11 protein-coding genes are annotated in these 14,695 nt (G+C 62.9%); 7 read left to right on the top strand and 4 right to left on the bottom strand.

What is annotated here, in order from left to right:
• Positions 1–67 precede the first annotated feature (67 nt).
• A complete protein-coding gene (locus IPM06_13410; protein MBK8771422.1) occupies positions 68–595 on the top strand; it encodes a polymer-forming cytoskeletal protein in 528 nt (175 codons plus the stop codon).
• Between the two features lie 52 nt (positions 596–647).
• Here the strand turns inward: IPM06_13410 and prfB are convergent.
• The 3 genes from prfB to IPM06_13395 all read right to left on the bottom strand — a co-directional run bounded on the left by prfB (position 648) and on the right by IPM06_13395 (position 5,901).
• Positions 648–1,779 (bottom strand): peptide chain release factor 2 gene (prfB, locus tag IPM06_13405; GenBank protein MBK8771421.1). Its coding sequence is split into 2 segments (ribosomal slippage): positions 648–1,709 and positions 1,711–1,779, totalling 1,131 coding nucleotides; the frame shifts between segments, so codons are not numbered across the junction.
• Positions 1,780–1,820: 41 nt separating this feature from the next.
• On the bottom strand, positions 1,821–4,367 hold the full coding sequence (locus tag IPM06_13400) for a penicillin-binding protein 1A (GenBank protein MBK8771420.1): 2,547 nt from the start codon (positions 4,365–4,367) through the stop codon (positions 1,821–1,823).
• Positions 4,368–4,497: 130 nt separating this feature from the next.
• The gene (locus IPM06_13395; GenBank protein MBK8771419.1) at positions 4,498–5,901 is read right to left on the bottom strand and encodes an N-acetylmuramoyl-L-alanine amidase; all 1,404 of its coding nucleotides are present in this window, start codon (positions 5,899–5,901) and stop codon (positions 4,498–4,500) included.
• Between the two features lie 516 nt (positions 5,902–6,417).
• Here IPM06_13395 and IPM06_13390 point away from each other — a divergent pair.
• From IPM06_13390 to IPM06_13365, 6 genes are all read left to right on the top strand, one after another.
• Positions 6,418–9,273 (top strand): ribonuclease E/G, encoded by a 2,856-nt coding sequence (locus tag IPM06_13390; GenBank protein ID MBK8771418.1) that lies wholly within the window; start codon positions 6,418–6,420, stop codon positions 9,271–9,273.
• 101 nt (positions 9,274–9,374) lie between these two features.
• Positions 9,375–10,754 (top strand): M48 family metalloprotease, encoded by a 1,380-nt coding sequence (locus tag IPM06_13385; GenBank protein ID MBK8771417.1) that lies wholly within the window; start codon positions 9,375–9,377, stop codon positions 10,752–10,754.
• 71 nt (positions 10,755–10,825) lie between these two features.
• A complete protein-coding gene (locus IPM06_13380; protein ID MBK8771416.1) occupies positions 10,826–11,584 on the top strand; it encodes a thioredoxin domain-containing protein in 759 nt (252 codons plus the stop codon).
• A 128-nt stretch (positions 11,585–11,712) separates the two neighbouring features.
• Complete coding sequence (gene accB, locus IPM06_13375) at positions 11,713–12,210, top strand: acetyl-CoA carboxylase biotin carboxyl carrier protein (GenBank protein ID MBK8771415.1); 498 nt, start codon at positions 11,713–11,715, stop codon at positions 12,208–12,210.
• Between the two features lie 3 nt (positions 12,211–12,213).
• The gene (accC, locus tag IPM06_13370; protein ID MBK8771414.1) at positions 12,214–13,560 is read left to right on the top strand and encodes an acetyl-CoA carboxylase biotin carboxylase subunit; all 1,347 of its coding nucleotides are present in this window, start codon (positions 12,214–12,216) and stop codon (positions 13,558–13,560) included.
• Positions 13,561–13,588: 28 nt separating this feature from the next.
• Entirely contained in the window at positions 13,589–14,236 is a 648-nt protein-coding gene (locus IPM06_13365) for a leucyl/phenylalanyl-tRNA--protein transferase (protein ID MBK8771413.1), read from the top strand.
• On the opposite strand, the gene IPM06_13360 is transcribed toward IPM06_13365, so the two are convergent.
• A complete protein-coding gene (locus IPM06_13360) occupies positions 14,233–14,694 on the bottom strand; it encodes a DUF2155 domain-containing protein (GenBank protein ID MBK8771412.1) in 462 nt (153 codons plus the stop codon). The two genes, IPM06_13365 and IPM06_13360, sit on opposite strands and share 4 nt — an antisense overlap.
• Between the last annotated feature and the right edge of the window lies 1 nt (position 14,695).

Genomic DNA, 14,695 nt, shown 5'->3' with positions numbered 1-14,695 from the left:
TCCGGGACTGTAACGGGACGAACAGCGTGGGCCATTCATGTGGCAAACGCACAAGCAGGGGTTAGCGATGTTCTTCAAGAAGGCCAAACCACGAGCACAGGCGCCAGGCATGCCGGTGCAACAGAGCGAGGCAAGCGAGCCGTCCTATATCGGGCGCGACACGGCGCTCGAAGGCCAGATCAATTGTGAAGGCGAATTGCACATCGACGGCACGTTCCGGGGAACGGTACGGGCGCGGGTCTGCGTCGTCGACCTGCATGGCGTCATCCATGGCGACCTCTCGGGCGAAGTGATCCACGTACGCGGACGCGTTATCGGCCCCATCCAGGGGTCCAAGGTCTACATCCACGCCGGAGCCCATGTGGAGGGCGACATTTTCCAGGACAGCGTCTCGATCGAGAACGGCGCCTATGTCTACGGCACCATCCGCCACAATGCGGGTTCGCCCACCGCTTCACAGACCTTCCCGCCGCATGGCGTTCCCATGCCGGCGCCCATGGCAGAACCCATGGGGGAAGCGGGCAAGTCCGAGTTGACGCTGGAGCCGATCAAGACCGACCTTCAGAACCTGCGCATGGTGCATTCGCGCGATTGATTCTTGAAGCAGCCGAATAAAGAAAGGCCCGCAACTGCGGGCCTTTTTGTTTTTACTCAATGTCCTCGACGGGCGCTGCATCCCCGCCGTAGACACGGTGGGCCAGCGACGCCTGGATGAAGTCATCCAGATCGCCATCCAGCACGGCCGAGGGATTGGTGCTGGTGTGCCCGGTGCGCAGATCCTTGATCAACTGGTAGGGTTGCAGCACGTAGGAGCGGATCTGGTGGCCCCAGCCGATCTCCGTCTTTTTGGCATTTGCCGCGTCGATCTTTTCCTGCTTCTTCTGCAGTTCCAGTTCATAGAGGCGCGCTTTCAGCATCTTCAATGCGGTGGCGCGGTTCTTGTGCTGCGACCGCTCGGCCTGGCAGGCGACGATGATGCCCGTGGGGACGTGGGTGATGCGAACTGCCGAATCGGTGGTGTTCACGTGCTGTCCACCGGCACCCGAGGCGCGGTAGGTATCGATCTTCAAATCGCTTTCCACGATCTCGATGTCGATGTTGTCGTCGATCACGGGATAGGCCCAGGCCGAACAGAAGGACGTGTGGCGGCGGGCGTTCGAGTCATAGGGTGAGATGCGCACGAGGCGGTGCACGCCGCTCTCCGTCTTCAGCTTGCCATAGGCATTGTGGCCCTTGATCTGGAGCGTGCAGGATTTGATGCCCGCTTCTTCGCCCGGATGCTCGTCCAGTACCTCGACCTTGTATTTGTTCTGGTTGGCCCAGCGCACATACATGCGCATGAGCATGGAGGCCCAGTCCTGACTTTCGGTACCACCGGCACCGGCGTTGATCTGGAGGTAGCTGTCGTTCGAGTCTGCTTCCCCGGAGAGAAGCGTATCCAGCTCCACCTTGGCAATGTCGGCCTTCAGCGCCGCAATGGCCTTTTCGGCATCCCGCACGATGCCGGCGTCGCCTTCGGCCTCGCCCATCTCGATCAGTTCGGAATTGTCGGAAATCGCCTGCTCGACCTTCAGGATGCCGTTGATGCGAGTCTCCAGGTCCTGGCGGCGGCGCATGACGTCTTGCGCCTTCTGGGGATCATCCCAGAGTTTCGGGTCTTCAGCCCTTGCATTCAGTTCGGCTAGATCTCGCTGGGACTTGTCCCAGTCAAAGATGCCTCCTCAGCAGTGCGAGCGACTGCTTGATTTCATCGATGAGCTTGGCGGTTTCGGCGCGCATGGCGGTGCTTGATTCCCGTGGTTTTCAATTGTGTTGCGGCGTCAATAGAGGCCGTCGCCGCCATCCGTCAACCCGCCACCCCCGGCGGCAGGCTGGCTGCCGCCCTGGTAGACGCCTGGATCGCCGCCCTGATCACCACCCTGGCCGGGCTGGGGCGGCACGAGCACAAGGCCCCCGCCCTCTTCCGCACTGGCGGTCTTCTTGGTGGTACCGATGACGCTCGTCGATTGTGGGGGCTCGTCGCCAGGCTTGAAAGCCTCGAGGATCGTACCGTCTTCGCCGAAGATCGAGCGGCGGCCGTTGGCGGCGTTGATCGGGATGAGTTCGATTGCGCGCGGCACACGGAAGGGTGCTGCGGGCTTGTTGCGCAGCGCCATCTTCATGAAGTCGAGCACGAAGGGCGCGGCCAATTCACCACCGGTGCGCTTCTTGCCCATGGGCTTGGGATTGTCGTAGCCGACATAGACACCGACCGCGAGGTCGGGTGTGTAGCCGATGAACCAGGCATCGCGTTCGTCGTTGGATGTGCCGGTCTTGCCGGCCACCGGCTTGCCCAGCGCCTGCATCTTGTGTCCGGTGCCGCGTTCCACCACGCCTTCCAGCATCGAGGTGATCTGGTAGGCGGTATAGGGGCTCATCACCTGCTCGCGCACATCCAGCAGTTCGGGTTCCGGCATGTCGGGCGAATATTCGGCCTGGACGCAGGCGGTGCAGTCGCGCTTGTCGTGGCGCCAGATGGTGCGGCCACGGCGGTCCTGGATGCGGTCGATGAGGGTTGCTTCCACCTTCTTGCCGCCATTGGCGAAGATGGAATACGCCGTGGTCATGCGCAGCAGCGTCGTTTCCGCCGAGCCGAGCGCGTTGGCCAGATGGCGGGGCATCTGGTCATAGATGCCGAGGCGTTGCGCGAGGTCGGCGATCTTGGTCATGCCGAGGTCGTCGGCGAGGCGCACCGTCATGGCGTTGCGCGATTGTTCGATGCCACGGCGCAGCGTGGACGGCCCGTAGAATTTGTCGGTGTAGTTCTTCGGCCGCCAGATCTTGCCGTTCGAAAGGTGGAATTCCACCGGCGCGTCCAGCACCACGGAGGCGGGCGTGTAGCCGTTGTCGAGGGCCGCCGCATAAACGATCGGCTTGAAGGATGAACCGGGCTGGCGCATGGCCTGCGTGGCGCGGTTGAACTGGCTGCTGGAATAGGAGAAACCGCCGACCATGGCGAGAACGCGGCCCGTATGCGGGTCCATGGCCACCATGGCGGCTTCGACATCCGGCGTCTGGACGAGGTGCCACTGCCCTTTTTCCCTTGCCGGAGCGACGTAGACGACATCACCGGGTGCGAGCACCTGCCCGGCCTTCTTGATCTCCTTGCCGAGCTTGCTGCCGTCCACATACTCGCGCGCCCACGTCATGAAATTGAGTGGGATGGTTCCGGTCTCGCGCACCTCGGTGATCTTGCCATCGGGTCCGCGCGGCGGCTGGAGGCCGATGGTTGCAGCGTCATCCGCCACTTCGAGGACGACGGAAATCTGCCACGGCGCCACATCTGCCGGCACCTTGAAATCGGCGAGGGTCTGGGCCCAGTCGCCGCCCGTCAGTTCCACCTTCTTCACCGGGCCGCGATAACCGCGCTTGCGGTCGAAGCCGATGAGGCCACGGGCCACGGCCTGACGTGCCATGATCTGCAGCTTCGGATCGATCGTGGTGCGTACCGAATAGCCGCCCTTGCTCACGCCCTCCTGGCCGTACATCACGGTGAGATCGCGGCGGACCTCTTCGGCAAAGCCTTCGGCAGCGAACAACTGGGCACCGAAGGGACGCGGATTGACGTTGAGGGGCCTGGCCTGGGCCGTCTTCAATTCGGCTTCGGTGATATAGCCGTTCTCGAACATCTGCAGCAGCACCCAATTGCGGCGCTCGACGGCGCGCTGGGCGTGGCGGAAAGGATGATAGTTGTTGGGGCCCTTCGGCAGTGCCGCGAGATAGGCCATCTCGTCGATCGACAATTCATCCAGCGACTTGCCGAAATAGTTGAGCGCCGCCGCGGCGATGCCGTAGGAGTTCATGCCGAGGAAGATTTCGTTGAGATAGAGTTCGAGAATCTGGTCCTTGCTGAAAGATGACTCGATGCGCTGCACGATCAGCGCTTCCTTGAGCTTGCGCGAAATCGTCTGCTCGCTGGAGAGCAGGAAGTTCTTGGCCACCTGCTGGGTGATGGTGGAGGCGCCGACGATCTGGCCACGGCCCGTCACCTTCACCTGCACATAGCGCACGGCGGCGGCGAAGATGCCGCGATAGTCGAGGCCGGAGTGGGTGTAGAACGTCTTGTCCTCGGCGGCGAGATAAGCCTGGATCAACTTCTTCGGCACGTTCTCGATGGGAACGAAGAGGCGGCGCTGTTCGGCGTATTCGGCGAGCAGAGAACCATCGGCGGCATGCATGCGCGTCATCACCGGCGGCTCATAGGCGGCCAGTTGCTTGTAGTCCGGCAGGTCTTTCGAGACGTCAATGATGATGTAGAGGGCGGCCGCGGCGACGCCGATCACGATCATGAAGCCCGCAGCAAAGAGCCAGCCCAGAAATTTCAACATTCAGTTCGCCACCCGCGTCAATTCTGCCGCTGCAAATAGCATAATTCGGCCCTCGCCAAAGCCCCAAATAAAGCATGGGCCTAGGCGTGGATTATGGCGGTGGGGTGGCGCCTCTGATCACATATGGCTGTCAGGGATTCTGGGCGACGGCAGGCGCGAAGTGGGTGTCGATGGCACTTGCCAGCGCCTTGGCCATGGTCTTGCGCCAAGCGGCCGACCGGAGGCGCTCTTCATCCTTGGGATTGGAGAGGAAGCCGAGTTCGATGAGCAGCGAGGGAATTTCCGGCGACTTGAGCACGGTGAAGCCGGCGGAGCGGATGGGCTTGCCGGTCATCTTCGTCACGGTCTTGAGTTGCGCCAGGGCCTGACGCGAGAACAGCGACGCCTTGTTGCGCGAGTCGCGCTGGGCGAGATCGATGAGGATGCCTGCCACTTCCTCGCTCTGTCCCGAGAGGTTCACACCGGAAATGGCATCGGCGCGGTTTTCGCGCTGGGCGAGTTCTTCCGATTCCGCGTCGGAGGCTTTTTCGGACAGTGTGTAAAGCGTGGTGCCCGTCACAGTCTGGCCGCGCAGCGTATCGGCGTGGATGGCGATGAAGAGGTCGGCACCATGCTTGCGGGCAAAGGCCACGCGGTCCTTCAATGAGATAAATCGGTCGTCTTCGCGGGTCAGTTCGACATGGTGGCGGCCATCGCTTTCGAGCAGCGCGCGGAGGTCCTTTGCAAAGGAAAGGACGACGTCCTTCTCCAGGGTCTTGCCGGGTGACAATGCGCCGGGATCGATTCCACCGTGGCCGGGATCAATGACGATGACCTTCTTGCCATCGGGACGTTCGGTGGAGACAGCCTGTGCTGCCTCAGGCTTCCCCGGTTTCAGCGTCGGCTTGATGACGGGGATATCGGCGACAATTTCTTCGGCTGGCGTGACGGAGCCCACGATGTCGCCCTGCTCCGTCGCGGCCGCTTCTTCGACGTCAGTCGCGGCCTGTTCGGTTGCGACGGCGGGCGTGCTCTCTGCGGTCTCGCTTTCCGGCGCGCTGCGGTCGATGGCGAAAGCTGCGTCAAACACGTCTTTCGAGATCGACGTGAGCTCGATCGTGATGCGTGCGGGCTTCTTGCCCGACTTGGGAACAAGGACGGACCTGGTGATCAGCACGGGCCCTGTCGTATCGATGACGATCCGCGATTTCCCCTCCTCGACCACGCCGTAGCGGATCGCCTTCACCAGTCCCCTGGGCTTGCGGCCTGCGCCGGGCGGGAGATCGAAGGCGACGTTGGCCATGTCGATCAGCACCCGGTACGGGTCGGGAAGGACTGAGGCCGTGTAGCCGCTGTCATCACTCAGCACGGCGGAGAATTGCGTTGTTGTTTCGTCGCCTGTGAGATCGAAACGGGAGGCAACGGTGTCGCCTGCCAGCGCGCACTGGCCTGCAAGCGAGAGGAAAAAGACCAATCCGGCCATGAGGGTGGCGAGACGCCGGGCCGAAGCGCGCAGCGGTTGCTCAAGCCTGCCCATGTAACCCGTTGAAACCACGTTAGAAACCCCTACTCGACCCGACCGGAACGCAGAGGTTAGGGTGGCTTGGTTAACTCCGCGTTGCCTTTGGGGTGCAAAGGCTGCTTGCACTTGCCGGTGATGATCCCTAGAAAGGTCCAGTCCTGTCAGCCGGACTCGCTTCTCATGAACGCAAAGGTTGTACGGGCAACAGTTTCGCAACGGGTGGGCGTCCGGTCCGCTTTGGCAAGCAGCCAGCCCAATGCGTTTGGCAGGGCCCGTGTTAGGCCCTCACACCACGGGGATGGACGGAACCATCCGGTGGGCCGAAAAGAGTTCAAACCGCCCACAGGCAGAGCTGGGGGTAACAGTCAACGAGGGTCATGTTCAACCTCCCGCACACAACAGCCGAAATGACAGCCCCGAGGGCTTCGGCAGCCGTGCAGTTGAATAGACCCCTATGCGCCAGCAAGTTCGCGGTGGCCCACTCCTTCTCTCGTCCGGACAGAGTCCTGGATACAGGCCGCAGCCTTGCCGCAGCAAGGAACACAGATCATGGGCAGCAAAATGCTCATCGACGCCAGCCATCCCGAGGAAACCCGGGTTGTGGTGGCGCGAGGAAACCGCATTGAAGAATTCGACTTCGAAAGTGCCTCCCGCAAGCCCCTCAAGGGCAACATCTATCTCGCCAAGGTAACACGGGTCGAACCGTCGCTGCAGGCAGCATTCGTGGAGTATGGCGGCAACCGCCATGGCTTCCTTGCCTTCGCGGAAATCCATCCCGACTATTATCAGATTCCCGTCGCGGACCGCCTCGCCCTGTTGAAAGAACAGGAAGAGGATGACGCCGAGGAATCGGACGATGATCTCGACAACGGCCACCACAATGGCAACGGCGAGGAAGCCGGTGCCGAGGACGACACGGCGATGGATGCCGGTGCCGACGACGATGGCGATGCCGAGGATGACCACGGTGCCGACGACCACGCCGGCGCAGACGACGAAAACCCCGAAGCTGCCGAACTGTTGGACGAAGCGGAAGTGCCGTCTGCCCTTCCCCTCGCTGCGGAAGCAAGCGACAGCATCTCTTCCGACATTGTCGAAACGTCAGAGGCTGCGGCTGAAGGCGACGTGAGCGAAACGGCTCCGGAAAAGCAATCGGCCAACGGCGATCTCGTGACCATCGAGGAGGACGCCGAAAGCCAGAAGGTGGAATCGATCGGCGCGGAAGACGCGCTGGAAGAGGTTCCGCAGCGCCGCGCCCGCCGCCAGCCGCGCCGCCGCCAGTACAAGATCCAGGAAGTCATCAAGCGCCGCCAGATCCTGCTGGTGCAGGTGGTGAAGGAAGAGCGCGGCAACAAGGGCGCCGCCCTCACGACCTACCTGTCCCTGGCCGGACGCTATTGCGTGCTCATGCCCAACACCGCGCGCGGTGGTGGCATCTCCCGCAAGATCACCGATGCCGGCGACCGCCGCCGCCTGAAGGAAGTGGCCCGTGATGTGGAGGTGCCGCAAGGCATGGGCCTCATCGTGCGCACTGCCGGTGCCCAGCGCACGCGGCCTGAAATCAAGCGCGATTTCGACTACCTCATCCGCCTGTGGGAAAGCGTGCGAGACCTGACGCTGCAATCGCAGGCTCCGAGCCTCGTCTATGAGGAAGGCAGCCTGATCAAGCGCTCCATCCGCGACCTCTACACGAAGGACGTGGATGAAGTGGTGGTGGAAGGCGACGATGCCTACCGCGAGGCCAAGGACTTCATGAAAATGCTCATGCCGTCCCACGCCAAGAACGTGAAGCAGTACCGCGACACGCGGCCGCTGTTTTCGCGCTACGGCGTCGAGACGCATCTGGATGGCCTGCTGTCACCGACCGTGACGCTGCCGTCGGGGGGCTATCTCGTCATCAACCAGGCGGAAGCGCTGGTTGCGATCGACATCAACTCTGGCAAGGCGACGCGCGAGCACTCGATCGAGGACACCGCCCTCAAGACAAACCTAGAAGCCTCCGACGAAATTGCCCGCCAACTGCGCCTGCGCGACTTGGCCGGCCTCATCGTCATCGACTTCATCGACATGGAGGAGAACCGCAACAACCGTGCGGTGGAGCGGCGCCTCAAGGAAGCCCTGAAGAACGACCGCGCCCGCATCCAGGTGGGCCGGATCAGCCATTTCGGCCTGCTCGAAATGTCGCGCCAGCGCCTGCGCCCCGGCATCATGGAAGGCACCTTCCGCCCCTGCCCGCATTGCGAAGGCAAAGGCATCGTGCGCTCCGTTTCCAGCTGTGGCCTCGGCGTGCTGCGTACGATCGAGGACTATCTGCTGAAGCGTCCCGAAAACCTGACGGTGCGCTGTTCGCGCGACGTGGCTTTCTACCTGCTCAACGAAAAGCGCGACAGCGTGCTGGCACTCGAGCAGGCGCATGGCATCACGGTCTTCGTGATCCCGGGCGGCGAAGAGTTGAAGGGGGCGCAAGCCATCATTGAAAAGGCCCATGACCGCGACATCGCTCCGCGCCGCCTGCCGGCGGCTGCACCGGTGCGCATGGATTCGGCCTACGAGGAAGAACCGGTGACGGAAGCGGTGGAAGCCGCTGACGAGGCCGAGGAACAGGAAGCCTCGGACGAAGCCGGTGAATCAGCGAGCTCCGGCGAAGAAGGCCGCGAGGACCGTTCGCGTGAGGGCGGCCGCCGCCGCCGCCGCCGTGGCCGCCGTGGTGGCCGCCGTGGCGACCAGGAATTGCCGGGCGAACGCAACGGTGAAACGAAAGCTTCCGACGAGTCGGGCGAACAGTCCGAATCCGCAGAGGAGGACGAAGCCGAGGACGATCGCGAGACCGCTCAGGTCTCTTCTTCCGCTGAGGCAAACGACGACGCTGCCGCTCCGTCTTCGGACGAGGACGGTGAAGAAGGCGTACCGGCTTCCGGCGGGCAAGAACGTAGCGAGCGTACCGGCAACGGAGACCGGGGCGAACGTGGCGGCCGCCGTGGACGCCGGGGTCGCTTTGGCCGTGGCCGTGATCGTGACCGCAGCGACAGCCCCCGCGCCAGCACCGAGCCCAGCGAGGGCGAGGGCGAACGCAGCGAAGGCGAGGAGCCTGTGGCGCAAGAAGCCGGTGGTGAAGACGCGCCCGCCCGTGAACGCAGCGACCGGGGCGGCAGGGGTGAGCGTGGAGACCGGGGCGAACGGCGTGAGCGCCGCGACCGCAACGAGTCCCGTGGCCGCCGCGATGAGCGTCCGCGCCGCGAATCGTCTGGTCCGGAACTGGTGGCTCCGCCCCCTGCTCCCAAGATCGAAATCCCCGAGTTCATTCCTGAACCGGAGCCGCGCAAGTGGCAGCCGCCGCAGTCCACGGTGAACACCGAAGCGGCGCCGCGCAAGAGCGGCTGGTGGAGCAAGCGGACGCCCGAGTAACGGGCCGGCTGCTCTGCGGCAAATCACACACGATCTGACACAGGGGCGGGCCTCAAACCCGCCCCATTTGCCAGCGAAATGCCGATCTCCGGAGTTTCCTGATGCGATTGTTCCAGCGCGCCGCAGCCCTTCTGGCCGCCGCCAGCCTTGTTCTCACCTCCCCCTCGGCATGGGCCGCGGGCAAGAATCCCAATGCCGGTCCGTCCATCATCCGCGACGCCGAGATCGAGGGCCTGCTGCGTAACATGTCGCGGCCCATCTTCAAGGCGGCGGGCATCAACGCAGGCGCGGTCAAGGTCTATGTGATCGCCGACGACAACATCAACGCCTTCGTGGCGGGCGGACAGCGCATCTTCATCCACACCGGACTTCTCACCAAGGCGCACACACCGGGCGAAGTGATCGGCGTGCTGGCGCATGAGTCCGGCCATATCGCTGGCGGCCATCTGGCGCGCCTCAACAACGAATTGGCGCAGGCCAGCACGGAACGCATCATCGGCATGCTGATCGGTGCCGCCGCCATGGTGGGTGGTGCGGCAGCGGGCGTGCAAGGGGCATCCAAGGCGGGCAGCGGCATCATGGCGGGTTCGCAGGGCATCGCCCAGCGTAACCTCCTCGCCTACCAGCGCTCCATGGAGGCCGCCGCCGACCAGGCCGCCCTCAAATATCTCGCGGCCACGAAAGAAAGCCCGGCGGGCATGCTCTCGCTGTTCGAGCAACTGGCTAACAACAGCCTCGCTTCACTCGACCGCGCCGACCCTTACCTGCAATCGCACCCGATGCCCTTCGACCGCATCCAGACGCTGCAGCAGGAGGCGAAGAAATCGCCCTATTATGAAAAAGCTGATGATCCGGGCCTCGTGCTGCGGCTCAGCCTGGCCAAGGCGAAACTGGCGGGTTTCATGGAGCCGCCGCAGAAGGTGTTCCAGCGCTATCCCTCTTCCGACAATTCCCTGCCGGCGCGCTATGCCCGTTCCATTGCCATGTTCCGGCGCGGCGACATCAAGAACGCCATGCCGATCATCGACAGCCTCACGCGGGACCTGCCGGAAAGTCCCTATTTCTGGGAATTGAAGGCGCAGGCCTACATGGAGAACGGCCAGGCGGCGAAGGGCATTCCGGCAATCCGCAAGGCGCGTCAACTGCTGCCGAACAATGGATTGCTGACGCACCTCCATGCCGCAATCCTGCTCGCGACAGAAGACCCGTCGCAGGCCGACGAGGCTCTCTCGCTTCTTCGCCTCGCCAAGAAGACGGAAGCCGACATGCCCGTGATCTACAAGGACATGGCGCGGGCCTATGGCATGAAGGGCGATGCGGCGCGGGCCGATCTTGCAGCGGCTGAGTTCGCCTGGGCCTCGGGCGACCGCGACCTTGCACTGAAAAAGGCCAAGCTGGCGCAGGACCGCTTCAAGCGCGGCACCCCGGAATGGCTGCGGGCCAACGATCTCGTCACTTTCGCGTCGTCTGCCAAAGGCTGACAACTTCACGGAAAAGTCGTTTGAAGATCGCGGCCAAATCGGCCAAAACCGGACCATCAACGAGGATATCCATGCGCAAAATCATTCCGCTTCTCGCCGCTGTTTCTGCCGCTGCCCTGCTGTTCTCCGCGCCCGCGCGCCCCGCTTCGCTGGATGACCAGCAGAAGAAGGAAATCGAGCAGCTGGTGCGCGACTACCTGTTGCAGAATCCGGAAATCCTGCGGGAGATGAGCGAGAACCTGCAGGCCAAGGAGCGCGTTGCCGAAGAACAGGCACGTGGCGCCACGCTGAAGGACAATGCCGAGGCGATCTTCAAGTCTGCCGCCGATCCTGTCGCGGGAAATCCGAAGGGCGACGTGACCGTGATCGAGTTCATGGACTACAATTGCGGCTGGTGCAAAAAGGCCGTGGGCGAAGTGGCGGGCATCGTCGAGAGCGACAAGAACGTGAAGGTGGTGTTCAAGGAATTCCCCATCTTCGGACCGGGGTCGGAGTTTGCCGCACGCGCCGCCATTGCCGCCAGCAAGCAGGGCAAATACTGGGACCTGCACCAGGCGCTGTTCAAGCATGATGGCCCCGTCAACGAAGAGGTGACGCGCCAATTGGCTCAGGATGTGGGCGTGGACATGGCCAAGCTGGAGACGGACATGCAGGACAAGTCCGTGGTGGAAACCATTGCCGCAAACCAGGCGCTGGCGCAGGCGATGGCCATCAACGGCACGCCGGCCTTCATCGTCGATGACAAGGTATTCCCGGGCTTCGTGCAATCAGAAGAACTGGTGAAGGCGATTGCCGACGTGCGCGCCAACGGCGGATGCAAATACTGCTGATCCCGGCCATCCGCTTTTCCACCGTGACCTGACCGACACCGTTTACAAAGGCGGCCGTTTCGTCCAATTGTGGAACCATGACCGGGGCGCAGACGCCCCCCTGCGCAAACCTGAACAAAGAGCTTACCATGCCCCCCAAGAAGCCGAGCAAAACCAGCGCATCTTCCGCTCCGCAGTCAGCTGAACTGTCCCTCATCTCCAGCCTTGCCGACATACTGAACAACACCGGCCTCACCGAGATCGAGCTTGAGCAGAAGGGTGTGCGCGTGCGTGTTTCCAAGGGCTTCGCCGGAGTGGCCCAGACTTATGCGCATGCAGCGCCGATGGCACATGCCACCGCGCCTGTTGCTGCGGTGGCCGCACCTGTGGCTGCTGCAGCCGCCGGTGATTCACCCGGTGCCGTAAAGTCGCCGATGGTTGGCACCACCTATCTCGCGGCCGCGCCGGGTTCCGCGCCCTTCGTCACTGTGGGTGCCCAGGTCAAGCAGGGCCAGACGGTGCTGATCATCGAAGCGATGAAGACGATGAACCAGATTCCAGCGCCGAAGTCCGGCACGGTCACGAGCATCCTCGTGGAGAACGGCCAGCCGGTGGAATTCGGTGAAGCGCTGATGGTGATCGAGTAATCCATGTTTGACAAGATCCTCATCGCCAACCGGGGTGAAATCGCGTTGCGGGTGCTGCGCGCCTGCCGTGAGCTTGGCATTCATACGGTGGCAGTGCATTCGACGGCGGATGCCGACGCCATGCATGTGAAGCTGGCCGATGAAAGCGTCTGCATCGGACCGCCGGCAGCGAAGGACAGCTATCTCAATATTCCCGCCATCGTCTCGGCCTGCGAGATCACAGGTGCGGAGGCGGTACACCCCGGCTACGGCTTCCTCTCCGAGAATGCCCGCTTTGCCGAAATCCTGACCGAGCACAACATCAAGTTCATTGGCCCGTCGGCGGAAAACATCCGCACCATGGGTGACAAGATCGAGGCCAAGCGCACGGCCAAATCTCTGGGCATTCCCGTTGTGCCGGGCTCGGAGGGTGGCGTGGCCACGTTCGAGGACGCCCGCAAGGTGGCGCGCGACATCGGCTACCCCGTCATCATCAAGGCGACTGCCGGTGGCGGCGGGCGCGGCATGAAGGTGGCGCGCGACGAGTCCGATCTCGAAGTCGCCGTTTCAACCGCGCAGACGGAAGCCAAGGCCGCTTTCGGCAATGGCGAAGTCTACATCGAGAAATACCTGGAGAAGCCGCGCCACATCGAGATCCAGGTTCTGGGCGACGGCAAGGGCAATGCGGTGCATCTGGGTGAGCGCGATTGCTCATTGCAGCGCCGCCATCAGAAGGTCTGGGAAGAGGCGCATTCCCCTGCCCTCAATGCGCGGCAGCGTGACGACATCGGCGGCCGCGTGGCCAAGGCCATGGCGAACCTCGGCTATGAAGGCGTGGGCACCATCGAGTTCCTCTATGAAAACGGCGAGTTCTATTTCATCGAGATGAACACGCGCCTGCAGGTGGAACATCCGGTGACGGAAATGATCACGGGCCTCGACCTGGTGCAGGAGCAGATTCGCGTGGCTTCGGGTGCAACCCTGTCGCTGACGCAGGACGACATACAGTTCGCGGGTCACGCCATCGAATGCCGCATCAATGCGGAAAACGCGCAGACCTTCACGCCGTCTCCGGGCCGGGTGGATGCCGTGCATTTCCCCGGCGGACTGGGCGTGCGCATCGACAGCGCGCTCTACTCCGGCTACCGCATCCCGCCTTATTACGACAGCCTCATCGGCAAGCTGATCGTGTTCGGCAAAACGCGCACGGAATGCATGATGCGCCTGAAGCGCGCGCTTTCGGAATTCGTGGTGGAAGGCGTGGAGACAACCATTCCGCTGTTCCAGCGCCTGCTGGCGGAAAACGACATCATCGACGGAAACTACGATATCCATTGGCTTGAGAAATTCCTGGCGCGCACCGCGTCTTGAGTTTCCGGCAAAAGGCGCTGGCCCGGCCGTGAGTCCGATCACTCCCCTCGTGTTGCTGAAAGCCTATGCGGCGGGTGTCTTTCCCATGGCGGAGAGCGCCGACGATCCGGCACTCTATTGGGTCGAACCGGATGAGCGTGGCCTCATTCCGCTGGACGGCCTCGTCATCTCACGCTCCCTGCGCAAGGCGGTGAAGCAGCGCCGCTTTGATATCCGTATAGATACAGCTTTCGAAGAGGTGATGCGCCGCTGCGCCGAGCGCACCACCGACCGCAAGGAAACGTGGATCAACCAGCGCATTCTCAAACTCTATGCGGATCTGTTCCGCATGGGTCACTGCCACTCGGTCGAAAGCTGGCAGGATGGAAAGCTGGTGGGCGGGCTTTATGGGGTGCGGCTTGGTGCCGTGTTTTTTGGTGAAAGCATGTTCAGCCGCGTCACCGACGCCAGCAAGGTCGCACTGGTGCATCTCGTCGCGCGGCTCAATGCGGGTGGATTCCGGCTTCTCGATGCGCAATTCATGAATCCGCACCTCGCCACCCTGGGCGCGATTTCCATGAACAAGGCGGACTATCTGGCGCTGCTCGGTCCTGCGGTGGCGGCGGATGCGGATTTCCAGCGCTTCAAGGGCGACAATGATCCGCAACTGGTGCTGGACTGGGCCTCGCCGCGTTAGTCTTCCGGCGCTGCCCCGTCGTCCTCGCCGTTCTGGTCTTCTTCCGGCGGCTTCGGTGGTTCTTCCACCGGCGGCGGCGGCGCATTGGGGTCGCGGCAACCGGTCAGCCACACGTCGAAAGTCGGATGTTCCACGGCGTTGAGGCCGGGGCTTTCGGCAAACATCCATCCAGAAAAGACACGCTTGCGCTTGCCCGATGGTTCCGTCTCATCCACCTCGACGAAACTGGTGGTTTTCGGCTCTTCCGTCACGGGCCGCGTGTAGCAGATGAACGGCTTCACGATCAGGCCGCCAAAGGCGTGCTCTTCGCCGATCTTCGCCTCGAAACTGGTGGTGACGCCGGTGATCTTGTCCAGCCCGCTGAACAGGGCAATCGGGTTGCTGATGCGGTCTGCGGCGGCAGGTGCTGCGGACAGCATGACTGCGATGCCGACGGCACCAACGCGAAACACTGTCATG

Source organism: Hyphomicrobiales bacterium (assembly GCA_016710435.1).
Lineage (GTDB): Bacteria > Pseudomonadota > Alphaproteobacteria > Rhizobiales > Aestuariivirgaceae > Aestuariivirga.
The sequence above is the reverse complement of the archived record's forward strand: the minus strand, read 5'-3'. Positions and strand labels throughout refer to the sequence as shown.

What these genes read in the sequence shown, in the direction of transcription:
- IPM06_13410 (MBK8771422.1), top strand. Translation starts at nt 68, where the DNA reads ATGTTCTTCAAGAAGGCCAAACCACGAGCACAGGCGCCAGGCATGCCG.
- IPM06_13400 (MBK8771420.1), bottom strand. Translation starts at nt 4,367, where the DNA reads ATGTTGAAATTTCTGGGCTGGCTCTTTGCTGCGGGCTTCATGATCGTG.
- IPM06_13390 (MBK8771418.1), top strand. Translation starts at nt 6,418, where the DNA reads ATGGGCAGCAAAATGCTCATCGACGCCAGCCATCCCGAGGAAACCCGG.
- IPM06_13385 (MBK8771417.1), top strand. Translation starts at nt 9,375, where the DNA reads ATGCGATTGTTCCAGCGCGCCGCAGCCCTTCTGGCCGCCGCCAGCCTT.
- IPM06_13380 (MBK8771416.1), top strand. Translation starts at nt 10,826, where the DNA reads ATGCGCAAAATCATTCCGCTTCTCGCCGCTGTTTCTGCCGCTGCCCTG.
- accB (MBK8771415.1), top strand. Translation starts at nt 11,713, where the DNA reads ATGCCCCCCAAGAAGCCGAGCAAAACCAGCGCATCTTCCGCTCCGCAG.
- accC (MBK8771414.1), top strand. Translation starts at nt 12,214, where the DNA reads ATGTTTGACAAGATCCTCATCGCCAACCGGGGTGAAATCGCGTTGCGG.
- IPM06_13360 (MBK8771412.1), bottom strand. Translation starts at nt 14,694, where the DNA reads ATGACAGTGTTTCGCGTTGGTGCCGTCGGCATCGCAGTCATGCTGTCC.